This is a genomic window from Halanaerobium polyolivorans, assembly GCF_020711195.1.
In the GTDB taxonomy this organism is placed as follows: Bacteria; Bacillota; Halanaerobiia; order Halanaerobiales; family Halanaerobiaceae; genus Halanaerobium; species Halanaerobium polyolivorans.
On sequence record NZ_JAJFAT010000003.1, the window covers coordinates 82,401 to 106,629 of the forward strand.

21 protein-coding genes, 1 pseudogene and 1 CRISPR repeat array are annotated in these 24,229 nt (G+C 34.5%); of the genes and pseudogenes, 18 read left to right on the forward strand and 4 right to left on the reverse strand.

Annotation, left to right across the window (positions count from 1 at the left end):
* Positions 1-39: 39 nt before the first annotated feature.
* Positions 40-3,658: direct repeats of the CRISPR family, unit length 37 nt; unit sequence GTCATAACTGCAGATCCATTAAAATAAGGATTGAAAC.
* A 172-nt stretch (positions 3,659-3,830) separates the two neighbouring features.
* Positions 3,831-4,007, forward strand: coding sequence for a hypothetical protein (locus LJ207_RS03160; protein WP_229344016.1), 177 nt, complete (start codon positions 3,831-3,833; stop codon positions 4,005-4,007).
* A gap of 11 nt (positions 4,008-4,018) precedes the next feature.
* Here LJ207_RS03160 and LJ207_RS12300 read toward each other — a convergent pair whose 3' ends face one another.
* From LJ207_RS12300 to LJ207_RS03165, 3 genes and pseudogenes are all read right to left on the reverse strand, one after another.
* Positions 4,019-4,150, reverse strand: a complete 132-nt coding sequence (locus LJ207_RS12300; RefSeq protein WP_255666702.1) for a hypothetical protein — start codon at positions 4,148-4,150, stop codon at positions 4,019-4,021.
* Positions 4,143-4,274 carry a hypothetical protein gene (locus LJ207_RS12305; RefSeq protein ID WP_255666703.1) on the reverse strand — a complete coding sequence of 44 codons (132 nt, stop codon included), beginning with the start codon at positions 4,272-4,274 and terminating at the stop codon, positions 4,143-4,145. The genes LJ207_RS12300 and LJ207_RS12305 overlap by 8 nt, the downstream gene beginning before the upstream one ends.
* Before the next feature lie 464 nt (positions 4,275-4,738).
* Positions 4,739-4,911 (reverse strand): annotated as a pseudogene (locus tag LJ207_RS03165) (ATP-binding protein); the annotation flags it as partial.
* A 104-nt stretch (positions 4,912-5,015) separates the two neighbouring features.
* On the opposite strand from LJ207_RS03165, the gene LJ207_RS03170 reads away from it, so the two are divergent.
* The 12 genes from LJ207_RS03170 to LJ207_RS03225 all read left to right on the forward strand — a co-directional run bounded on the left by LJ207_RS03170 (position 5,016) and on the right by LJ207_RS03225 (position 17,361).
* Positions 5,016-6,269 (forward strand): adenosylhomocysteinase, encoded by a 1,254-nt coding sequence (locus LJ207_RS03170; protein WP_229344018.1) that lies wholly within the window; start codon positions 5,016-5,018, stop codon positions 6,267-6,269.
* 1 nt (position 6,270) lies between these two features.
* The gene (larAH6, locus tag LJ207_RS03175; protein WP_229344020.1) at positions 6,271-7,530 is read left to right on the forward strand and encodes a nickel-dependent malate racemase, LarAH6 family; all 1,260 of its coding nucleotides are present in this window, start codon (positions 6,271-6,273) and stop codon (positions 7,528-7,530) included.
* Between the two features lie 45 nt (positions 7,531-7,575).
* On the forward strand, positions 7,576-8,151 hold the full coding sequence (locus LJ207_RS03180) for a hypothetical protein (protein ID WP_229344021.1): 576 nt from the start codon (positions 7,576-7,578) through the stop codon (positions 8,149-8,151).
* A gap of 132 nt (positions 8,152-8,283) precedes the next feature.
* A complete protein-coding gene (locus LJ207_RS03185) occupies positions 8,284-9,399 on the forward strand; it encodes an aminotransferase (protein ID WP_229344023.1) in 1,116 nt (371 codons plus the stop codon).
* Positions 9,400-9,437: 38 nt separating this feature from the next.
* Positions 9,438-10,529, forward strand: a complete 1,092-nt coding sequence (locus tag LJ207_RS03190; RefSeq protein ID WP_229344025.1) for a DUF362 domain-containing protein — start codon at positions 9,438-9,440, stop codon at positions 10,527-10,529.
* A gap of 87 nt (positions 10,530-10,616) precedes the next feature.
* Positions 10,617-11,216, forward strand: a complete 600-nt coding sequence (locus LJ207_RS03195) for a nitroreductase family protein (RefSeq protein ID WP_229344027.1) — start codon at positions 10,617-10,619, stop codon at positions 11,214-11,216.
* 139 nt (positions 11,217-11,355) lie between these two features.
* Positions 11,356-12,015 (forward strand): lipoyl(octanoyl) transferase LipB, encoded by a 660-nt coding sequence (gene lipB / locus LJ207_RS03200; protein ID WP_229344029.1) that lies wholly within the window; start codon positions 11,356-11,358, stop codon positions 12,013-12,015.
* A complete protein-coding gene (gene lipA, locus LJ207_RS03205) occupies positions 12,005-12,850 on the forward strand; it encodes a lipoyl synthase (protein ID WP_229344030.1) in 846 nt (281 codons plus the stop codon). The genes lipB and lipA overlap by 11 nt, the downstream gene beginning before the upstream one ends.
* Positions 12,851-12,910: 60 nt before the next feature.
* A complete protein-coding gene (locus tag LJ207_RS03210; RefSeq protein ID WP_229344032.1) occupies positions 12,911-13,882 on the forward strand; it encodes a D-2-hydroxyacid dehydrogenase in 972 nt (323 codons plus the stop codon).
* A 57-nt stretch (positions 13,883-13,939) separates the two neighbouring features.
* On the forward strand, positions 13,940-15,142 hold the full coding sequence (locus LJ207_RS03215) for an MFS transporter (protein WP_229344034.1): 1,203 nt from the start codon (positions 13,940-13,942) through the stop codon (positions 15,140-15,142).
* A 96-nt stretch (positions 15,143-15,238) separates the two neighbouring features.
* Positions 15,239-16,669: a Na+/H+ antiporter NhaC family protein gene (locus LJ207_RS03220; protein WP_229344036.1), complete on the forward strand. Its 1,431-nt coding sequence runs from the start codon at positions 15,239-15,241 to the stop codon at positions 16,667-16,669.
* Positions 16,670-16,695: 26 nt separating this feature from the next.
* On the forward strand, positions 16,696-17,361 hold the full coding sequence (locus LJ207_RS03225; RefSeq protein WP_229344037.1) for an HAD family hydrolase: 666 nt from the start codon (positions 16,696-16,698) through the stop codon (positions 17,359-17,361).
* 64 nt (positions 17,362-17,425) lie between these two features.
* On the opposite strand, the gene LJ207_RS03230 is transcribed toward LJ207_RS03225, so the two are convergent.
* A complete protein-coding gene (locus LJ207_RS03230) occupies positions 17,426-17,980 on the reverse strand; it encodes a BMC domain-containing protein (RefSeq protein WP_229344039.1) in 555 nt (184 codons plus the stop codon).
* A gap of 466 nt (positions 17,981-18,446) precedes the next feature.
* Here LJ207_RS03230 and eutA point away from each other — a divergent pair, with 466 nt between their 5' ends.
* The 5 genes from eutA to eutL are packed head-to-tail and all read left to right on the forward strand — an operon-like array spanning position 18,447 to position 24,225.
* Complete coding sequence (gene eutA, locus LJ207_RS03235) at positions 18,447-19,874, forward strand: ethanolamine ammonia-lyase reactivating factor EutA (RefSeq protein WP_229344040.1); 1,428 nt, start codon at positions 18,447-18,449, stop codon at positions 19,872-19,874.
* A 23-nt stretch (positions 19,875-19,897) separates the two neighbouring features.
* Complete coding sequence (locus LJ207_RS03240) at positions 19,898-21,262, forward strand: ethanolamine ammonia-lyase subunit EutB (protein ID WP_229344042.1); 1,365 nt, start codon at positions 19,898-19,900, stop codon at positions 21,260-21,262.
* Positions 21,263-21,277: 15 nt separating this feature from the next.
* The gene (locus LJ207_RS03245) at positions 21,278-22,660 is read left to right on the forward strand and encodes an ethanolamine ammonia-lyase subunit EutB (protein ID WP_229344044.1); all 1,383 of its coding nucleotides are present in this window, start codon (positions 21,278-21,280) and stop codon (positions 22,658-22,660) included.
* A complete protein-coding gene (gene eutC, locus LJ207_RS03250) occupies positions 22,661-23,539 on the forward strand; it encodes an ethanolamine ammonia-lyase subunit EutC (protein WP_229344046.1) in 879 nt (292 codons plus the stop codon). It begins immediately after the preceding gene.
* A gap of 32 nt (positions 23,540-23,571) precedes the next feature.
* On the forward strand, positions 23,572-24,225 hold the full coding sequence (gene eutL / locus LJ207_RS03255) for an ethanolamine utilization microcompartment protein EutL (RefSeq protein WP_229344048.1): 654 nt from the start codon (positions 23,572-23,574) through the stop codon (positions 24,223-24,225).
* Positions 24,226-24,229 lie beyond the last annotated feature (4 nt).

Here is a 24,229-nt window from a genome sequence, read left to right on the forward strand (position 1 = left end):
AAACACCTTTTCCAACTGTTCCTTCCTTCTCTTTTCATCGTCATAACTGCAGATCCATTAAAATAAGGATTGAAACACATCGAAAAAGAGGAAAACGGAAGTCAGCAAGTTGTCATAACTGCAGATCCATTAAAATAAGGATTGAAACTAGACCGTGGGAGCTAAAAGTGGTTGCATGCCAGTGTCATAACTGCAGATCCATTAAAATAAGGATTGAAACACTCTGACTTTGTATGCTCCACCGCAATAACTATCCTGTCATAACTGCAGATCCATTAAAATAAGGATTGAAACTTATTGTTATTATTAATACTGTTATTATTAGAACTGTCATAACTGCAGATCCATTAAAATAAGGATTGAAACTGACATAGTTAATAATAATAATAGTCAGAAAGTATTGTCATAACTGCAGATCCATTAAAATAAGGATTGAAACTTAGAACTAAGTTTGCACTAATTGAAGCTGATGAACGTCATAACTGCAGATCCATTAAAATAAGGATTGAAACATGTTATTCACTTCTTTGACGGGACACAAATCAGTGTCATAACTGCAGATCCATTAAAATAAGGATTGAAACACCTTTTCCAACTGTTCCTTCCTTCTCTTTTCATCGTCATAACTGCAGATCCATTAAAATAAGGATTGAAACAATACCACCTTAAAGACTTTATTAAACACGGTGGTGGTCATAACTGCAGATCCATTAAAATAAGGATTGAAACTCATATTCGCTTTCCAAAATTTCATGAGTGATATAATGTCATAACTGCAGATCCATTAAAATAAGGATTGAAACATTCAGATTGACAAAGAAAGAAACTTCGAAGAACTGTCATAACTGCAGATCCATTAAAATAAGGATTGAAACACTCTACAATAATATCAAAGGAGGAATAACAATGAGTCATAACTGCAGATCCATTAAAATAAGGATTGAAACATCAGAAACCAGGAAGAAATAAACGAGATAGCAAGAAGGTCATAACTGCAGATCCATTAAAATAAGGATTGAAACCAGACTTACAACCCGCAAAAAGACACATTCCATTGTCATAACTGCAGATCCATTAAAATAAGGATTGAAACTTGCCTATAACTTCTATATCATCAGCCCAACTTTTTGGTCATAACTGCAGATCCATTAAAATAAGGATTGAAACGTTCTCTCGGTTTTGTAGGTATCTTTTTTAACAGTGTCATAACTGCAGATCCATTAAAATAAGGATTGAAACAATGTTTTGCTATATTGCTTAAGAATGTTTTGCTAATGTCATAACTGCAGATCCATTAAAATAAGGATTGAAACTCGAACAGATGGGAATATTCCTCCTCAATCCTGTTGAGTCATAACTGCAGATCCATTAAAATAAGGATTGAAACATCAACGTTCAGGCTTTGTATTTCTAACAAATGAAGAGTCATAACTGCAGATCCATTAAAATAAGGATTGAAACTCCACTCCTTTTAATATGCTAATACCATTATAACAGTGTCATAACTGCAGATCCATTAAAATAAGGATTGAAACATGGTGCAAGTTGGGATACAACTTCATATTACAAATGGTCATAACTGCAGATCCATTAAAATAAGGATTGAAACATACTCATTATCTAACCTCCTACTCTGACACCACGTCATAACTGCAGATCCATTAAAATAAGGATTGAAACATTCTCTAGCTCCTTTGCCTCTATTGCAATCAAAACAGTCATAACTGCAGATCCATTAAAATAAGGATTGAAACATTATTCTTTTGGAGACTGGTTCTGTTTCTGAAATGTCATAACTGCAGATCCATTAAAATAAGGATTGAAACTAGTTTGTTCTATTCTAGACCTACCATCTACTGGGTCATAACTGCAGATCCATTAAAATAAGGATTGAAACTTAAACCCTTTGTCTAACTGTTCTTTTGATATTCCTAGTCATAACTGCAGATCCATTAAAATAAGGATTGAAACTTTGACCTGTATAACGGAGAAACTGACACAGTGATAGGTCATAACTGCAGATCCATTAAAATAAGGATTGAAACAAAAATAAGCAGTTTTATAAGATGCTTAGCTTATTGTCATAACTGCAGATCCATTAAAATAAGGATTGAAACTTGTGCTAAATTTCCCCAAATTGCTCCAAGTGAATCTAGTCATAACTGCAGATCCATTAAAATAAGGATTGAAACTCCTCCTTGTTTTGATCGTGCCTAAAATTAGCTTTAGAGTCATAACTGCAGATCCATTAAAATAAGGATTGAAACCCCCCTAACCACTGGCTTAACATGATATTTTTCTGCAGTCATAACTGCAGATCCATTAAAATAAGGATTGAAACATTCTTCTATCACAAATTCACCACCATTAGCAAATGGTCATAACTGCAGATCCATTAAAATAAGGATTGAAACATTACAGGATAAAGGGTGCTAATGTCTACATAAGAAGGTCATAACTGCAGATCCATTAAAATAAGGATTGAAACATATACCATTCTACTATTTTTTCCGCTGTTTCTGCGTCATAACTGCAGATCCATTAAAATAAGGATTGAAACTCCCCTTTCAATGTATGCTCTAATCTTCTTCTAAAAGGTCATAACTGCAGATCCATTAAAATAAGGATTGAAACACTATCACTTTCAAATTACCACCTCCAAAATAAAACTAGTCATAACTGCAGATCCATTAAAATAAGGATTGAAACTTAAACTCTTTGGGTAACCCTTTCATTAACTCTTTGTCATAACTGCAGATCCATTAAAATAAGGATTGAAACATCCATCTGTTACATTATTAATTCCACTAATTCCATGTCATAACTGCAGATCCATTAAAATAAGGATTGAAACTTTATACCCCCCTTTTCCATATCTGGATTTTCCACACGTCATAACTGCAGATCCATTAAAATAAGGATTGAAACATTACAGGATAAAGGGTGCTAATGTCTACATAAGAAGGTCATAACTGCAGATCCATTAAAATAAGGATTGAAACATTTTAAGTTCCCACCATTCGTGTCCTTTATATTCCTGTCATAACTGCAGATCCATTAAAATAAGGATTGAAACATTTTTCGCTTTGCTCGTCTATATCCATAAAATCAGTCATAACTGCAGATCCATTAAAATAAGGATTGAAACTAATCTTCTATTTTCTGATAAAATTCAGATGTAAATGGTCATAACTGCAGATCCATTAAAATAAGGATTGAAACAAGGTTCCAAATTATGAGGTATTAAGCAACGGTGAGTCATAACTGCAGATCCATTAAAATAAGGATTGAAACTAAGTATTTCATCAACCTATTATTATTATATCAAGTCGTCATAACTGCAGATCTATTAAAATAAGGATTGAAACGAAAGTACTGATGCTTTGGAAAGAGAAGGTAGTAGAGTCATAACTGCAGATCCATTAAAATAAGGATTGAAACGTAGCATCAGCACCTAAAGGCATAATAACTTTAGGTCATAACTGCAGATCCATTAAAATAAGGATTGAAACAATAAATGCAGGAATTATCAAAGTTTTGTTGAATGTGTCATAACTGCAGATCCATTAAAATAAGGATTGAAACATTGGATCAAGGTCCGTTTGCTCTTCATCATTATTCGTCATAACTGCAGATCCATTAAAATAAGGATTGAAACTCAAAAATCAAGAACTGATATCAAGAACCAGGTGCAAAGGTAGTCAAGAATTATTACAAGCTGCCAGGTGTTGTTGAAAAAGAGAGGCTAACAGCTATGATAGATTATTTATCTCAATAATTTACAGACGGCCAGTTAGAGGAAGATCAAATCAAAACAGCATTGAAGGTAGGTGATTACAATACCAACAATTGAGGATTTTAGAAGAGAATTTGAAAAGGCTGAAACACACGAAGAGAAAAAACGGGTCCTGGAAAAACTAGAATGTTATATCAAGGCCCTGGAAGATCTCAAAAAAATAATATCAAGAGCCGTATTAAGAGGAAAAATATTTTTCACAAGAGAATAAAAAAAGGGCCGTTAAGGCCCTTCTTTCTTTTTATCTTCCTTCTCTTTTCTTTCTTCTTTTTTCTCAAACTGCATTAACTCCCACACACCCTCCAAACCTAACCGCTTGGCCTCTTTTCGTGATATGTTAGACCATCTAGTCATAAACTTCAGCCCCCTTGGCTATCTGCTTTAAAAAAACTATTAATTCTTGCTTGCGTTTTTTCAATTCTTCTCTTCTTTTTGCTAACTTCCTGTACTCATCAAGTCTAACCACTTTTTTGCTCATCTTTTTGGCCCTCCTGATATTGATATAATAGATCATAATAAGACCTGATATTGCCTATCTCACAATCAGTCAGAAACGTTACGACTGTCCAACCGGACCAGGCACATTTGCTATCAGGTGTTATTATAGCGAATACTAACTTATCGTTGATCTCACCAACAAAAAACGGGTAGTATATGTTGCCTGAAAAAAGATGGGGTTTTATGCCAACCTTTAATTTAGGCAGGAATTTACCTTTAATGTGGCCTGCTATCTTTCGCTTGCCCCACTTCGCTTTAACACGCTCATGCCACCTCTTATAAGCGTGTCTCGTAATCTTAACTGTCATAACTGCAGATCCATTAAAATAAGGATTGATGTTTCTGTCAATTGAAATTTGACCCTTTTAATAATTGAAAACTGACCCGGGTAAGAAAAAAATAATAATAATTTTATTGACCCACCCATTCTTTAGTTTTTTTCATTCAGTAAGAATTACCATTCATATTAATTAGATATGATTTGTGGGTCAATCTATCTACCATAGCTGCAGTTAATGCCGGATCATTAAACACCTCATTCCATCTTTCAAAAGAGATATTGGAAGTTATTATAGTAGACTTTCTCCTGCTCTTAGAGAAAGGAAGGAGAACCGAAGAAAACTTAAAAGATGATAAATTTAGCTTTTATTTAATTATATATATGATAAAATATAAGCAGTGTGAATTATATTTAACGTAAAATTTCAAGGAGGTCAAAATAATGATAGAAAATTCTACCTTAAGAAACCCTGATTTAGCAGAAGAGGGATGGAGAAAAATAGAGTGGGTTGCAGACAAGATGGATATCTTAAATCAAATACTTAGAGAATACAAAAAAGAGCAACCTTTTGCAGGTAAAAAGGTAGCAATCTGCCTGCACTTAGAGGCTAAAACAGCTTATATGGCTTATGTGATCAGTCAGCTGGGGGCAGATGTGGCAATTTGTGGCAGCAATCCTCTTTCTACTCAGGATGATGTAGCAGCTGGTCTGGCAGCACATGGAGTTGAGGTTCACAGCTGGTATGGCTCTACAGCTGAAGAATATAAAGCTCACCTAAATAAAGTGCTTGATACTGAACCCCACTTTATAATTGATGATGGTGGAGATATGGTAGAAAGCCTTCATACTGAACGTCAGGAGTTATTGCAAAATATTATCGGTGGGGCAGAAGAAACTACAACTGGTATTCACCGCTTAGAAGCAATGGAAGCAGATGGCACTCTTAGTTTTCCGATGATGGCTGTAAATGATGCTAAATGCAAATCGCTTTTTGATAATAGATATGGTACAGGACAATCAGTCTGGGATGGTATTATGAGAACCACAAATCTAGTTGTAGCAGGTAAAACTGCTGTAGTAGCTGGTTATGGCTGGTGTGGTAAAGGTGTAGCAATGAGAGCTAAAGGCTTAGGAGCCAGAGTTATTGTAACCGAAATAGACCCGATAAAAGCCAGTGAAGCCTGGATGGATGGTTTTGAAGTAATGCCGATGCAGGAAGCAGCGAAAAAAGGAGATTTTTTCATCACAGTTACAGGCTGTAATGATGTAATTGCCAAAGAACATATCAAAGTAATGAAGGATGGGGCAATATTATCTAATGCCGGCCACTTTGACGTTGAAGTAAGCAAAACAGATCTCAAAGAATTAGCAGTTGAGACAGCAGAAGCCAGAAAAAACATTAAAAAATATCAAATGCCTGATCAGAGAAAAATTTATCTCTTAGCAGAAGGAAGGCTGGTTAACCTGGCGGCTGCAGATGGACATCCGGCAGAAATTATGGATATGACCTTTGCTTTACAGCTCTCTTCACTGCTTTATTTAGATCAAAATCAAGCTTTGGCAAATAAGGTCTATAAGATTCCAGATAAAATTGATAATATGGTTGCAGAATATAAATTAAAATCACTGGGAATAGAAATTGATAAACTTAGTGAAAGCCAAGAAAAATATATCAATAGTTGGGAGACTAATTAACATGCTTTTAAAATATGGTAGAGAAAAATTTTCACTCGATCTGCCCAAAGAAAATCTGCTTAAAGTATTAAAAGCTGCTGAAAAAGCGGGGCTTGAAGATCCTTTAAAAGCAGTTGAGCATTCCCTGAAAGAGCCAATAGCTTCTAAAGCCCTTAATGAGCTTTTGAAGGAAAAAAAGATAGAAAAGTTAGTTATAGTTGTTAATGATGTGAGCAGATATACACCTTATGAATATATGCTGCCTCCAATTTTAGAGACCCTCAAAAAAGCAGGAGTCAAAAAAGAAGCGATCACCTTTTTAGTTGCTACAGGAGTGCATGATGCTCATTCTGAGGCACAAAACAGGGAAATCTTTGGCGATGAAATTCATGAGAATTATACTTTTCATCATCATGATTGTGATGGAGAGCTTGTAGAATTGGGCAGCTTAAATACGGGCAATAAAGTTAAAATAAATAAACTTGCCGTGGAAGCTGATTTTATAATTACCACAGGAGTAATATTACCTCATTATATGGCAGGCTTTTCTGGGGGAAGAAAATCAATTTTACCTGGAATTGCAGGTAGAGAAACAATAGAAAATAATCATGCTAATATGGTAAAGGTAATGGCAGAAAATCCTCCTTTAGCTGAAAATCCGATTAATCAGGAAATGTTTGCGGGAGCAGAGCTATTAGGGGTTGACTTTATAGTTAATGTGGTGACAAACAGTAAGCGTGAAATAGTAAAAGTTGTTTCAGGTGATTTACGGGAAGCCTGGTCAGCTGGTATAGATTCTTCAGCTGAAATGTATGAAGTAGAAATAACAGAAAAAGCAGATGCTGCTATTGTAAGTTCAGGTGGATTTCCGCGAGATATAAATGTTTATCAGGCCCAAAAAGCACTTGATCATGCTGATCATGCTGTCAAAAAAGGTGGAACTATTATTTGGGTTGCAGAATGTACAGAAGGTTTAGGAGAAGAGCGTTTTGAACGCTGGATGAATGAGGCAGAAAAGCCTGAAGATAACATAGCAAGGATCAAAGAGAAATTTTTAATAGGTGGTCATAAGGCCTATGCAATTTCTAAAGTAGTAAAAGATAAAGAAGTTATTTTGCTTTCTGCATTATCTAAGCCCCAAACTGAAAATATGTTTCTTAAAAAGAAAAAAAGTTTAGCAGAAGCTCTAAATTATCTAGAAGAAAAATATCAAGGTAATTATAAGGCCTATGTTATGCCTCAGGGTAGTTTAACAGTTCCAATTTTGAAATATGAAGACTAATAAGGAGTATCAAGGCGGGTAAATCAAAAATTTATCCAGATTAATATGGCAAAAAACAAAGAAGAATATCAATTAAGATATATTTACCACACAAATAAATATGAAGATGCTTATCTGATAGAATTAGAACTTGATCAGTATTGTGATCTCTATAATGCCTGGGATGGCTCAGCTCTTGATAGAAAAGCACTTGATCCAGGTCTATCTAATTTTTTAGAAAGAGCCAGTTTTGAATTACCTTTAGAAGAAAAGGTGGAAATCTGTTTTTATTTACCGGAAGAAAAAAAGGATGAAAGCAAAGAAGCAGATGCTAGAGCAACTATCAAAAATAATTTCAGAATGGATATATTTTTTCTCAATAGAAAATTAGATAATAATAAGCGAAAAATTTCATATTATTTCCTTTTAGGAATAGCTTTTATTTTAACAGCTTATTTGATTCCTGAAAATCAGGACTTAAGTCTTTTGGTCTCTCTATTACAGGAAGGTCTATTTATCGGAAGCTGGGTTTTTATGTGGGAAGCATCATCTTTATTCTTTTTTTCCACTAAAGAATTAAAAGATAAGAAAAAAAGATATTTAAGATATTTAAGTTCAGAAATCATTTTTAATTATTATTGATTTTAATTTAGCTTTAAAGATCTCACTGGGTAAATTGGTGAGATTTTTTCTTTTTTCTTTTGAATATGATAAAATTATTATTGCGATTTTAAAAAATGAAAAGTAAAACTTGAGCAGCTAGGAGGAAAAGGAATGAAGATAGCAGCATTTGGAGTAGAAGAATGGATGAATGAATATGAAAAAGGTGCTAAATATAATATTGCAGAAACCTGTGTAGAATCTTTAACAGTAGAAGAATTACTTAATTTAAGTGATAATCCCGAAAAGAAGCTAGAAGAAATCAAAAAGATTAGGCTTGACTATGGGGATATTAAGGGTTCAAAGGCTTTTAAAAAGGGAGTATGCAGTTTATATAAAAGTTTAGCTCCTCAAAATATTTTACCTTCTCATGGGGCAAGTGGGGCTAATTTTCTGGTGATGTATTCACTTGTTGAAGCTGATGATAGGGTTGTTTCTGTTCATCCTACTTATCAACAACTTTATTCAATACCGGAATCATTTGGGGCAGAAGTTAAAAAATTAGAATTAAAATATGAAGATAATTATGCCATAGATTTGGCTAAATTACGGCAGTTGGTTAATCAAAATACAAAATTAATTGCTATTAATAATCCCAACAATCCTTCTGGAGTTGTTATGGGAGAGGAGACTTTAAAAGCTATTGTTGAGATAGCGCGTGAGGTTGATGCCTATGTTCTGGCTGATGAAGTTTATAGGGGGTTAAATAAAGCTAAAAAAATACCTGCGGTAGCTGATCTTTATGAAAAGGGGATCAGTGTTGGTAGTATGTCAAAAATATTCTCCCTTGCCGGCTTAAGAATGGGCTGGCTTGCAGCTGCCGAAGAAATCATAGATAACTGTCAGCTGCATAGAGATTATACAACAATTAGCAATGGGAAAATAGATGATTTTCTGTCTGTTATTGCTCTAGAAAATAGAGATAAGATCTTTAAAAGGAATTCTAATAAATTAGAAGATCAGCTCGAAATTCTTGATCAGTGGGTTAAATCCGAAGCTCTGGTTGAATATGTAAAACCAAATGGAGGTACTACCGCTTTTTTGAATTACAAAATTGATTTAGCTTCTGAAAAATTTTCCAAAAAATTATATGATGAAAAAGGAGTTTTGACTGTTCCCGGGAGTGCATTTGGAAGAGAAGGTTTTATTAGAGTAGGATTTGCCGGGAATAAAAAAGAATTGCTAAAAGGACTTCAACTTTTAAAAGAATTTATCCAGGAAAATAAATAAAGAAAACTAAGCTGAGCTAATTAATTCGGAGGTAGAAAATGCTAAATAAGCAGATATTTGTGAGTTATGGTGAGCAAGCTAAAAAAATGACTAAAGAACTACTTGAAAAAATCGACCTAAAAGCAGAATTAAAAAAAGATGACTTAATTGCTTTAAAACCAAATTTGGTCAATGCCAGCAGCTCAGAAAAAGGAGCCACAACTGATCCTCAAATAGCTGCTGCTCTAATCGAATATTTAATCAACAAAGGTTTTGAAAAGCTTATAATTATTGAAGGCTCCTGGGTTGGGGCAGATACTGATAATGCTTTTTTAAAATGTGGTTATCAAGAACTTGCTGCTAAATATGAAATTCCTTTATATAACCTGCAAAAAAGCAGTTATAAGCAAAAGAAAGTGCTAGATATGGAGATAGAAATAGCTGAAATAGCTTTAAAAGTTGATTATTTAATTAATCTACCTGTTTTAAAAGGTCACTGTCAGACAAATATTACCTGTGCTTTAAAAAATCTTAAAGGCTGTCTCTCAGATCAAGAGAAAAGACGTTTTCATAGAATAGGGCTTCATAAATCAATTGCCTATTTAAATAAAGCCTTAAAACAGGATTTAATTATAGTTGATGGTATTTATGGTGATTTAGATTTTGAAGAGGGTGGTAATGCTGTTAAAATGAATAGAATTTTAGCTGCTAAAGATCCAGTTTTAGTTGATAGCTATGCAGCTGAATTATTGGGTTACCATATTTCTGAGATCCCCTATCTGCAGATTGCGGCAGAAATTGGGGTTGGGAATAATAATTTAGACAAAGCAGAAATTATAGAAATGAATAAAGATCAGGCTGCAGATATAAATTATAATTCTAGCAAAATTGAGCAATTAACAAAAAAGATTAAAGCTAAAAATGCCTGTTCAGCCTGTTATGGAAGCTTGATTCATGCCCTGAAAAGATTGGCTGAAAGGGGTAAATTAAAAAGAATAAATCAAGCTATTTACCTTGGTCAGGCTTATCAAGCCAAAGAAATTGCGGGATTAGGAATTGGCAACTGCTGTAATCAAGCTGCTGAATTTGTCAAGGGATGTCCACCATCAGCTAAAGAAATTATTGACTTTTTAAACGACCAAAATATGTAAAGAATAATACAGTAAAATTTTTCTTGCTATGATAATTTATTAACAGTGTTAAAAAATTACTTAAACTGAAATGAGGAGGGACATGTCATGGCAAAAGATATTTATGAAGCGATTAAAGACAGAAGGAGTAATTATTCAATTAGTAATGAGAAGGTTGTTCCTGAAGCTAGGGTAGAAGAAATAGTTAAATTTGCAGTTAAACATACTCCTACCGCTTTTAATTCACAAACAGGTAGGGTGGTAATTTTATTTGATGAGGAAAATAATAGATTTTGGAATATAGTTGAGGCTGCCCTGAAAAAGATAGTTCCTGAAGAAAGTTTTGCTTCAACTAAAGAAAAAATTGATGGTTTTAGAAGTGGTTATGGAACAGTTCTATTTTATGAGGATCAGGCAGTTGTGGAGCAAATGCAGGAAGATTTCCCACTATATAGTGAAAACTTCCCTAAATGGTCTGAACAATCTTCAGGTATGCTGCAGTACAATGTCTGGACTTTGCTGGAAACAGAAGGCTTAGGAGCTTCACTACAGCATTATACTGAATTAATCGAAGAAGATGTCAGAGCAGAATGGGATATCCCTAAAAATTGGCGTTTTGTTGCCCAAATGCCATTTGGTAAAGTAACTGCAGCGCCAGATGAAAAAGAATTCCAGCCCCTATATAAAAGAGTAAAAGTTTATAAATAAAGCTTTAAAAAGCTTTAATCTTAAATTAAGCTCCCCCGCTGGGAGCTTTTTTTGCTTCTTTTAGATAAATTCATTATAATAGTGTTTAAGATGTTATAATATTTATTAAAGTGAATTTTATAAAATAAAGGGGATAAATATGACAGTTAAATTAAATATTAAAAATCTAGGAATCCTAGAGCACCAAAAAGCTTATCAACTACAACTGGAAATGCTGAAAAAAAGAATAGCTAATCAGATAGAGGATACACTTTTGATTGTCGAGCATCCACCTGTCTATACAATAGGGACAAGTGGTTCCAGGGAAAACATTAGGGTCAGTTCTGATTTTTTAAATGAGGCTGGGATTAAAGTATATGAAACAAATCGTGGTGGAGATATTACCTATCACGGACCTGGCCAAATTGTAATTTACCCTATCTTAAATTTGAAAAATCATAAAAAAGATTTACACTGGCTGCTGCGTTCATATGAAGAAGTTTTTATTAAATTATTGAAAGATTTTGCTATTGATGCCCAAAGAATAGATGGTTTAACAGGTGTCTGGGTCGGAAATGAAAAAATCACAGCTATTGGGGTAGCTGTTAGACGCTGGGTAAGTTATCATGGTTGTGCTTTTAATTTAAGTCCTAATTTAGAACATTTTTCTTATATAGTGCCCTGTGGAATAACTGATAAAGGGGTAACATCTTTAGAAAAGCTGCTGGGCAGAAAAGTTGAAACAGATCAGGTAATAGAATTATTAATCAAAAATTTCAAAGAAGTATTTGCGATGGAGGTAATAAATTATGAAAAGTAAGTTCCCAGAGTGGCTGAAAAAAAGGCTTCCTGCTCAGGAAAAGTGGATGCAGGTTGAGGATATTTTGGAGGATTTAAAATTGAATACTGTTTGTCAGAGTGCTCAATGCCCAAATCAAGGAGAATGTTTTGCCAATAATACAGCAACCTTTATGATCTTGGGAAAGATTTGTTCCAGAAACTGCCGCTTTTGTGCGGTTAGCTCAGCTGAGCCCGAAAAGGTAGATCCTGATGAACCAGCTAATTTAGCAGAAGCAGTTAAAAGATTAAATTTAAAATATGTTGTAATTACTTCAGTTACCAGAGATGATTTAGCTGATGGTGGTGTTAGTCAATTTATTAAAGTTGTTGAGGAAGTTAAAAAAATAGATCAGGATATCAAGGTTGAACTTTTAACTCCCGATTTTTTGGGTAAAGAAAAAATATTAAAAAGCTTAGCAAAAGCAGAATTTGAGGTTTTCAATCATAATATTGAAACAGTACCCAGATTATATAGTGAGGTAAGACCTGAAGCTGATTATCAGCGCTCACTTGATGTACTAGAAAAAATGAAAAACTATAATCCCTCCTTATTTACTAAATCAGGTTTAATGCTTGGTTTGGGTGAAAAGGAAACAGAAGTAATTCAGGTTATGCAGGATTTAAGAGAGGTTGAGGTTGATATTTTAACTATAGGTCAGTATTTACAGCCCTCTCAAGAACATTTAGAAGTTAAAGAATTTATCAGGCCGGAAAAATTTGCCGAATACAAAAAAATTGGTGAAGAATTAGGTTTTAAATCAGTTGTTTCTGAGCCTTTTTCCAGAAGTTCATATCATGCTTCAAAAAGTATTTAATGATTTAGCTTATTGCAATTAAGATCTCTTAATCATAGTATTTTAGAAAGGAGCAGATTTATGAAAATTGTTGTTTTAGATGGACATGCAGTTAATCCTGGTGATCTAAGTTGGGAGCCTTTAAAAGAGCTAGGTGAGCTTGAAGTTTATGAACGGACTCCAGAAGAAAAAATTATGGAGCGGGCAGAAGGAGCAGATATAATCCTCACAAATAAAATTGAATTTACAGCCGAAAGGATAGCTAAACTGCCTAATCTGAAATATATTGGTGTTCAAGCAACAGGTTATAATATTGTCGCTTTAGAGGCAGCTGCAGAAAAGGGGATTGTAGTAACAAATGTTCCCGCTTACAGCACTGATTCTGTAGCTCAGTTTGTTTTTGCTTTAACTTTAGAAATAGCCCATCATGTGGGAGAACATAATCGGGTAGTAAAAGCCGGTAAATGGAGTAAAGCCGAGGACTTTTGTTTTTGGGAATATCCCCTAATAGAGCTGAAGGGTAAAAGCATGGGTATAATTGGTTATGGGAATATTGGCCAGAGAACAGCAGAAATAGCACTTGCTTTTGGTTTAAAGGTAATTGTTTATGATAGAAGCCCAGCTAAAAAAATTGCCGCTGAAGATATTATGACAGCTCAAATAGAATTTCTTGAATTAGAAGAACTATATGATAAGGCAGATATTATCAGTCTGCATTGTCCTTTAACTAAAGAGACAGAAGGTTTGATCAATCAAGCAAGTATTTCGAAAATGAAAGATGGGGTAATTATTATCAATACGGCCAGGGGAGGCTTAATTGTGGAAGAAGACCTTAAAACTGCGCTTGACAATGGCAAAGTTTATGGGGCAGCAGTTGATGTCTTAGCCAATGAACCTCCTAGTCAAGATAATCCACTTTTAAAGTCAGATAAAACAATTATAACTCCTCATATAGCCTGGGCCTCAAAAGAAACCAGACAGCGGCTGCTTGATATTGTGGTTGAAAATATTAAGAGCTTTATCAATGGTCAGCCAATTAATCAGGTTAATTAAATTCTGATTTGTCTGCAGCAGTATTTATAAAAAAACAATAAGATGAAGTTGGTAATTATGCTAAAAAAATATATAAAAAATATAGAAAGCAATAAATATTTAAAGATCATCGCTGAATTTTCTTTATTACAGTTTTTTTTCTGGAGCACATGGGCTATTTATGGCAGCTACTTAGTTTTGTACTTGGGAGAAATCGGTTACAGCAATATGCGGATTGGAACATTAATGTCCCTGAGAACTTTCACCGGTTTAATTGGACCACCTGTAATTGGCTTTATTTGTGATAAAATTGAGAGCAGAAAAATAGTTTTCATTATTTCTATGACATTAATGGGACTGATTGTTGCTCCTTTTACTTTTTATGGAGACTGGATGCTTTTTATTGCCATAGGAGTAATGGGGTTTTTATGGGAGCCACAGCAGTCTGTACTGGACAGCTGGATTATTGAAACTTCAGAAAAAACTGCCCTTAATTATGGTTTCATGAGAGCCTGGGGTTCAATTGGTTTTGCCCTTGTTGTAACTCTTTTTGGCCTGGTTATTGAATTTTTTGGCTGGACAGTACATTTTTCAAGTTATGGCCTGCTGGCTTTTATTGTGGTTGTAATTTCTCTAATGATCGAGGATAATAGTTATGCCAAAAGTGATGATTCAATAGCTGAGCCTGGAAAGCAAAAAACAAACCTGAAAAATCTGCTTAAACTTTTAAAAGATCCAGAGTATCTTTTCGTATTATTTGTTACACTTTTAATTTTTATTCCGGCAATGATGATAATGGTTTATCTTGCCCCAATAGTTCAGGCTGTAGGGGGAGATTCTAGAGATTTAGGTTATATATTATTTTTTAATGCTTTAAGTGAAGCACCCATCTTTTTTATGGCTAAACATTTTCTGCAGAAATATAAAACTAAAGCTCTACTTTTATTTGCCGCCACTTTTTATTTGCTGAGAACTATAATTGTTGCCTTAGCTGTTTCCCCAGCTCAGTTAATATTTTATGGTCTGCTCCAGTCTCTATCATTTGGAGTCTTTTTGGTTACCATCCGCTACTATGTAAAAATAATTGCTCCAGTTGGTCTCAAAACAACTGCCCAAAGTATTACTCTGATGTCAGCCTTTGGAGTGGGAGGTATAATTGCAAGCCTTTTAGGAGGATTTTTAATTGACACTTATGGAATGAATTCCATGTTTGCTGTTAGTATTGCTTTTAGCTTATTGGCAGTAATAGTAATACTTTTCTCGATAATAAGAAAAACTTGAACTACTCAAATTGACTAATTAGTTGATATTTTCTGAATATTTTGTGGTATACTATCTATGAACAATAAAATATTTAATAGTTGAGGGGGATATAAGATGGAATATGGTTTATGGAGTATTTTACCACCACTAGTAGCAATTTTTCTGGCAATTACAACAAAACAGGTTTTTATCTCATTAATTTTAGGTATTTTTTCAGGTACATTGATCTTAAATGACTGGCAGCTTTTTGTCTCAATTAATGCCACATTAGAAGAAATAGTACTGGTTTTTTCTGAAGGCTGGATTACCAAAACCATAATATTTTCATTTTTGGTAGGAGGACTAATTACAGTAATTTCTGCTTCGGGAGGAGTACAGGGATTTATTAATTATTTAACAGAAAAAAAGGATTTAATTAATGATAAAAGAGGTGCTTTACTTCTAGCCTACATAACAGGACTTGTTATCTTTATCGAATCTTCTATTACAAGTTTGGTTTCCGGAACTGTAGCAAGACCATTAACAGATAAGTATAATGTTTCTCGAGAAAAATTAGCCTATGTATGTGATTCTACATCTGCTCCGGTTTGTGGCCTGATACCACTTAATGGTTGGGGAGCCATGCTGATGGGAGTGATTGGGGTCCAGATAGCAAATGGAGTAGTAGAAGGAACCGCAGCAGGGCTGCTGGCAAGATCAATTCCTTTTCAGTTTTACAGTATAATAGCAATTATAGCAGTTGGTTATTATATTATAACAGGTAATGACTGGGGACCAATGAAAAAAGCAGAAAAGAGGGCCAGTGAAAAAGGTCTGCTTTTAAGAGAAGGTGCTACCCCGATGGTTTCTGAAGAGGCGACTGCAACTCCTCCTAAAGAGGGAGTTACTCCAAATATGTGGAATATGATTTTGCCACTAGTTGTTTTGATAGTTATGATGCCGCTGAGTCTTTACATAACAGGTGAAGGTAATATTTTGCAGGGTTCAGGCTCAACTTCTGTTTTTTGGGCAGTAATTACTGCTGTAACCTTTGCCGGCTTTTTATATGTTTTAAGTGGTATTATGTCTTTAAAAGAATATATAGATTATGTCTATCAGGGAATAGGAGCTATAGTTCCAGTAGCAATACTTTTAATTACCGCTTTTGCAATTGGTAATGTAATCGGTTATTTAGAAACAGGTCAGTATATGGCAGCTTTAGTTGAGGGCAGGGTTAGTGGTGCTTTTGGTCCTGCAATGATCTTTTTGATGGCCTCACTAATGGCTTTTTCAACTGGTACCAGCTGGGGAACATTTGGGATTATGATGCCAATTGGGATCCAGATGGCTGTTGCCATGGGAGCCCCTTTATATCCAACTATAGGAGCAGTTGTGTCAGGTGGAATTATGGGGGACCATTGTTCTCCAATTTCAGATACCACAATAATTTCTTCAATGGCTTCAGCTTCAGATCATATTGATCATGTTAATACTCAGCTCCCTTATGCATTATTGAATGGAGCTTTTGCACTGGTCCTATATTTGGCTGCTGGTTTCATATTTTAAAATATAATAATTTGTGGGGGATAATAATGATAAAGGCTGTAATATTCGATATGGATGGAGTAATTGTAAATAGTGAAGCAATTTATGAGCAGGCTGATAAAGAGATCTTCAAGCATTACGGAATAAACTTAAGTGATGAGGAATTACAGAAATATATTGGAGTGAATTTATTAGATATCTGGACAGATCTGCTGAGCAAATATCAGCTTAAAGATCAATATAGTGATTATCAAGTTGAAGATTTTATTGAAGAACATGTTCATAGTCATTATGAAGTATTAAGTGAGAGTGATGAACTCAAACTGATGCCGGGAATAAAAGACTGGTTTGAATATTTTAAAGCTAATAATTATAAAATGATTATTGCTTCTTCATCTTATGCACCAATAATTGAGCTGATATATCAGAAATTTGGGCTTGATAAATATATGGAAGGCTATGTAGATGGTAATTCTGTGGAAAAAGGCAAACCAGAACCTGAGATATTCCTAAAAGCAGCAGAAAAGCTGCAGCTCAAAGCTGAAGAGTGTCTGGTTATAGAAGATTCTGAGCATGGTATTACAGCAGCAAATAAAGCGGGAATGAAATCGATTGGCTTTGCCAGAAATACTGACTATAATCAGGATTTAAGTTCTGCCGATATTTTAATTAAAGAATTTAATCAGCAAAACTTAGCCAAACTTAATCTTTAGCCATAATAAAAAAAGCTGCTGAAATTTCTTCTTTGAAGTTCAGCAGCTTTTCTTTTGAAAATTATTAAAAAACACTATCTATCATTTTTTTGCTGGGTGAAGAAATAAAGCTCTCAGAGATTAAATACTTATCATTGACTGCACTTTTACAGGCATTAATACCGTGCTGACAGGCTTGATTATCACCTGTAAAGATCACGACTGCTTTTCCACCAGTTGTCATGCCTAATTTAAGCTTTACCAAATGTACTTCTGCTGCTTTAACTGCAGTATCAGCAGCAATAATACCTGAGCTTATATTATTGTATTCTAAAACTCCCAGAGATTTAATCTTATCTTTATCAATCTTTTTATATTTAAGCATCTCTAAAACTTCTTCTGAAACCTTAGGAATCAACAATTTTTCTATTACTGCTTTTTCTCTTTCAGCCAGAGCAAGTCCGGTGTTGAGAGAAGATTTGACAGCACTAATTTTACCTCCAATTAAAACACTGTACTTACCAGGACAGATGAATTTAGTTTCTAATAAATCAATGTCAGCAGCTTTTGTCATTTCATCAGCACATTTAATTGCTACAGCAATTTTTGAGAACTCAATTAAAGCAATACTTTTTTGCATTTTAAAACTCCTCTTTTCTCTTTAAAATCTGCATCTTTAAAGCATAAATTATTAATCTCTATTATATAATTTGATGAATTTCTTAATATTCCTTTTTTTATGCTGATAATTTTCAGTAAATTTTAAATATTGCTTGTTTTTAGAGTCTATATATGGTAAAATTTCCTCAGACGAAGCTATATTTTAACAATTTAAATGACAGTTATTATAATGGATAAATTTTCAAATATATGTAACTTTCTCTATCAAAAATCAAATTTTAAATACAGCAATTAAACAAAAAAATATATAAAAATAATGCTCATTTAAATTATGCTCAGTTCAAGCTTAAATAGAGGGAAATATTTTTGGAATTTAGAAATAATTTATAATAGCTGATAATTGTGAGCTGGAGGTGGTATCTTTAGGGTATCTTTCTCTGGCATGTTTTATTTTAACAAAATTTATTTTATTTGGAGGTGGAAATTTGGAGAAAATAATAAGTGTTGGTATAGATATTGGCACCTCTACTACCCAGGTTATTTTTTCTCATATTACAATTGAAAATCTTGCCTCTGCCTATTCTGTACCACAAATTGATATAATTGATAAAAATGTTTTTTATAAAAGTGAGATATATTTTACTCCTTTGATTTCTGAAACTGAGATCGATGGTCAGGAAATCAAAAAAATCATTGAAAGTGAATTTAAAAAGGCAAATGTCGCTAAAAAAGATATTAGTACCGGGGCGGTTATTATCACTGGTGAAACAGCCCGCAAAAAAAATGCAAGTTTGATTTCAGAACAACTTAGTGACTTAGCAGGAGATTTTGTTGTTGCTACAGCTGGCCCTGATTTAGAATCTATTATTGCCGGCAAAGGAGCTGGAGCAGATAAGCTTTCAGAAAAGCTAAATAAGCTGGTTATCAATTTTGATATAGGGGGTGGAACTACAAATATAGCGCTTTTTGAATCGGGACAGGTTATCGATACAGCTTGTTTGGATGTTGGTGGAAGACTGATTCAATTAGATGAGCAGAATAGACTGCAATATATTTCTAAAAAAATAAAAAAGCTTGCTGCTGATCTGAATTTAAATTTAGAAATAGGCAAAAAAGTGGAAAATAGTGAATTAGAAATCATAGCTGAAAAGATGGCTTCTGTATTATCCGAGGTTTTAAAAGCAGGAGAAAAAAGTTCTGACTATAATTATTTAATAACCAATCATGATTTAAGCAAAAATTATGCTATTAATTATGTTTCATTTTCCGGGGGAGTTGCTGATTATATTAATAATGATCACTCTGGTGATCTCTATAAATATAATGACCTGGGGATAATACTTGCTCAAAAAATTAGAGAATCAAGCCTTTATAAAGACCACCAGGTTTATCAAGCAGAAGAAACCATACGGGCAACTGTAGTTGGTGCAGGGAGTCATACAACAGATATCAGTGGGAGTACAATTACATATACTGATAATATTTTTCCACTAAAAAATATCCCGATAATTAAAATTACTCCTGAGGAAGAAAAACTTTCTAAAGAAGAGTTAGTCAAAGTCATAAAAAAGAAATTAGATTGGTATGATTTAGATTTCGAAGCTCAAACGGTAGCGGTAGCTATGAAAGGAAAAGAGAATTTTAACTTTGCAGAAATAACTGAATTAGCAGAGGCTATAATCGCGGGGATGGAAAAAATCATCAAGCTTGACTTCCCTCTGATAGTAATTTTGGAAAATGATGCTGCTAAAGTTTTGGGACAGACCATTAATCGCTTAAGTAAAGAGCCAAAAGCTGTTGTTTCACTTGATGGGATAAAAGTTGATAATGGAGATTATATTGACATAGGAAAACCTCTTGCCAGGGGAAAAGTACTTCCAGTAATTATTAAAACTTTAATTTTTGGCAAATAAATAAATAAGGAGTGGCTTTGAACATGAAATTAAAGACCAAATTATTTGGCGAAGTATTTCAGTTTGAATCTGTTAAGGAGGTGCTGGCCAAAGCAAATGAAGAGAAATCGGGAGATCAATTGGCAGGGATCGCTGCTGAATCGGTAACAGAAAGAATAGCAGCAAAAACTGTATTGAGCAATTTAACTTTAGCTGATCTTCGTAATAATCCTGTAGTACCTTATGATGAAGATGAAGTAACAAGGGTGATTCAGGATGATCTCAATGAGAGAATCTATGGGGAAATTAAAAATTGGACAGTTTCTGAATTAAGAGAATGGATACTCTGTGAAGATGTGAGTGGGAGTGATATTCGTAGAATCAGCAGAGGTTTAACAAGTGAGATGGTAGCAGCTGTTACCAAATTGATGTCTGACCTTGATTTGATTTATGGTGCTAAAAAAATGGTAGTTACAGCTCACTGTAATACTACTATTGGTAAAAAAGGTACTTTATCTTTTAGACTACAGCCTAATCATCCAACAGATGATATCGATGGAATTCTGCCTTCAGTTATGGAAGGTTTCTCCTATGCAAATGGAGATGCAGTATTAGGTTTAAATCCTGTCAATGACAGTGTTGATAATATTGCTAATATTTTAAAATGTTTTGATGATTTCAAGCGGGAGTGGGAGATACCTACTCAGATTTCTGTTTTGGCTCATGTATCAACTCAGATGAAAGCAATTAAACAGGGTGCCCCAACTGATTTGATTTTCCAGAGTATTGCTGGCTCAGAAAAAGGCAATGAAGGTTTTGGAGTAACTGTAGACCTGCTTGAAGAAGCCAGACAGTTGGCTTTAAGAGAGGGTACAGCTACAGGACCTAATGTTATGTATTTTGAAACAGGTCAGGGTTCTGAATTATCTTCAGATGCTCATTTTGATGCTGATCAGTTGACAATGGAGGCTAGATGTTATGGTTTAGCCAGAAGATTTGATCCCTTCCTGGTTAACACTGTTGTCGGCTTTATTGGTCCAGAATATTTATATAATGGGAAACAGATGATCAGAGCTGGCTTAGAAGATCATTTTATGGGTAAACTCAGTGGAATTTCGATGGGTGTTGATGCCTGTTATACTAACCATATGAAAACTGATCAAAATGATGTAGAAAAGCTGGCAGTATTACTTGCCAATGCTGGCTGTAATTACTTTATTGGAGTTCCTGTTGGTGATGATATTATGCTCAACTATCAGGCAGCAAGTTACCATGATGCTCAGGCTATTAGAGAAGTTGTCGGCCTGAGACCAATTAAAGAATTTGAAGAATGGGCTGAAAAAATGGGAATTTTAAAAGATGGTAAATTAACAGAAAAAGCTGGTGATGGTTCAATTTTTCTTAAATAGCCAGGGGGTACTTTGATGAAACTAAAAACTAAACTATTTGGAGAAAGCTATCAATTTAAAGATATTAAAGAACTACTAGCAAAAGCCAATGAAAAAAAATCTGGTGATGAACTACTAAAAATTGCTGCTGAAAATGCAAAGGAAAGAGCTGCTGCTAAAGTGGTTTTGGCTAATCTAAAACTTTCAGATTTGCGGGAAAATCCAGTGCTTGATAAAAGTGAAGATGAAGTATCAAGGGTGATTGATGAACTAATCAATGAAAGAATCTATCAGGAGATCAAAGACTGGACGGTTTCTGATCTGAGAGAATACATATTAAGCCATAGTACTTCTGGCAGTGATATTAAAAGAATCAGCAGAGCTTTAAATGGAGAAATGGTTGCTGCAGCTGCTAAATTGATGTCAAATATGGATTTGGTCTATGCTGCCAGTAAAATCAACATTTCATCTAAAGCAAATACTGTAATCGGTTTAGATGGATGCTTATCTTTTAGACTACAGCCTAACCACCCTACTGATGATTTAGATGGGATTTTAGCTTCTATGATGGAAGGTTTAAGTTATGGTTGTGGTGATGCTGTAATAGGAATTAATCCAGTTAATGATAGTGTAGAAAATACCAAAGCTATCATGGATTTTATTAATGATTTTATAAATAAATGGGAAATACCAACTCAAAGCTGTGTTTTATCACATATCAAAACTCAGATGAAAGCAGTTGAGGCAGGAGCTTCAGTTTCAGTCTTTTTTCAAAGTATAGCTGGTACTGAATCTGCCAATAAGGCTTTTGGAGTTGATGAAGCACTACTGGATTCGGCTTATGATTTGATAAAAAAACAGGGTAATGCTCCTGGCCCAAACCTGATGTATTTTGAAACAGGTCAGGGTTCAGAAATGTCGTTAAACACAGACCATGGTATAGATGAAATGACTTTAGAAGCAAGAACTTATGGTTTTGCTAAAAAATATAAGCCCTTTTTGGTTAATAATGTATCAGGTTTTATTGGGCCAGAAACCTTGTATGACGGCAAGCAGATGATCAGAGCAAATCTAGAAGATCATTTTATGGGTAAATTAAGCGGTCTACCAATGGGAATGGCTCCCTGTTATACTAACCATACCAAAATGGATCAAAATGATCAGGAAACAGCAACTATGCTTTTAGCGATGGCAGGTTCAAACTATTATATGGGTGTACCTGCTGGTGATGATATTATGCTGAGTTATCAGGATACTAGTTTTCATGATGATGCTACTTTAAGAGAATTAGTAGATAAAAAACCAGCACCTGAATTTTTTGCCTGGTTATTAAAAATGGGAATTATGAATGAAGATGGTAGGCTGAGTGCTGAGGCTGGAGATCCTTCTATATTTTTTAAAAATGGAGAGGTGAATTAAATGGTATCTGAAAATGAACTAAAAACTATTATTGAAGAGGTAATAAAAAACTTAGATAGAAATAATTTGGGGGATAAAGAAAGTAATAAAAGTGGTGGAAATTCAGAGATTGAAGCAGGTGAAATTCCAGATATCACTGAAGTAGATTTACAAAAAGAGATGCTGGTTCCAGAGGCAAATAATCAAGAGGAGTTTTTGAAATTAAAAGCTAAAACTTCGGCCAGACTTGGTGTTTGGAGAGCAGGTCCCCGCTATAAGACCAACACTTTGCTTAGATTTAGAGCAGATCATGCAGCAGCAATGGATGCTGTTTTTACAGGAGTTTCTGAAGAGCTGATTAATGAAATGAATTTTGATACATATCAGACTCTATGTAGTGATAAAGATGAATTTTTAACCAGACCTGATTTAGGAAAATTATTTTCAGATCAAACACTGGCAGAAATGAAAAATAACTGTCAATCCAATCCTCAGGTTCAATTATATGTAGCAGATGGTTTAAGTTCTACAGCGATTGAAGCCAATCTTCGCGATATTTTCCCGGCTATCAAACAGGGGCTTGAAGGATATAATATAGAAATGGGAACACCATTTTTTGTGAAGTTTGGTCGAGTTGCTTCTATGGAACCTATTTCCGAATGTTTAAATGCAGATGTTAGTTGTGTATTAATTGGAGAAAGACCAGGCTTAGCAACTGCAGAAAGTATGAGCTGCTATATGGCATATAAGGCTGAGATTGGTATGCCTGAGGCAAGAAGAACAGTAATCTCAAATATTCATTCTGGAGGTACTTCAGCAGTTGAGGCTGGTGCTCATATTGCCGATGTTATTAAAGCAATGTTAGACCAAAAAGCTAGTGGCTTAGATTTGGAAATTTAGATATTTAAATAATTAAACAGGAGGATAAAAATATGAGAGATGATCCCTTACGCGCCGAAGTTTTAAGTGTACAGTTAATACCTAATGTTAATGATGCCCTAAAAGAAAAATTGAATCTTGAGAAAGGCCACAGAAGTATTGGCTTGATCACCTGTGATATAGATGATGTTGGATATACTGCTTTAGATGAAGCAACTAAAAAAGCTTCAGTCGATATAGTTTATGCTAAGTCATTTTATGCAGGTGCTGATAATGCAACAACTAAACTTGCTGGAGAATTTATTGGTATTATGGCAGGTCCAAGCCCAGCAGAAGTTAATAGTGGTCTTGATGCAGCAGTTGACTTTATAGAAAATGGCGCCTGTTTTTACAGTGCTAATGAAGATGACAGTATTTGCTATTATAATCACTGTGTTTCTAGAACTGGCAGCTTCTTATCTGCAGAAGCCGGAGTTCCAAAAGGTCAGGCGCTTGCATATTTGATTGCCCCACCTATGGAAGCTATCTATGCCCTTGATGCAGCATTAAAGTCAGCTAATGTAGAATTGGTTACTTTTTACGGACCACCTTCAGAAACTAACTTTGGTGGAGCTTTATTAACCGGCAGCCAATCTGCCTGTCAGGCTGCCTGTAATGCTTTTGCTCTTGCTGTGAAATCAGTAGCAGATAAACCATGCAATTATTAACTAA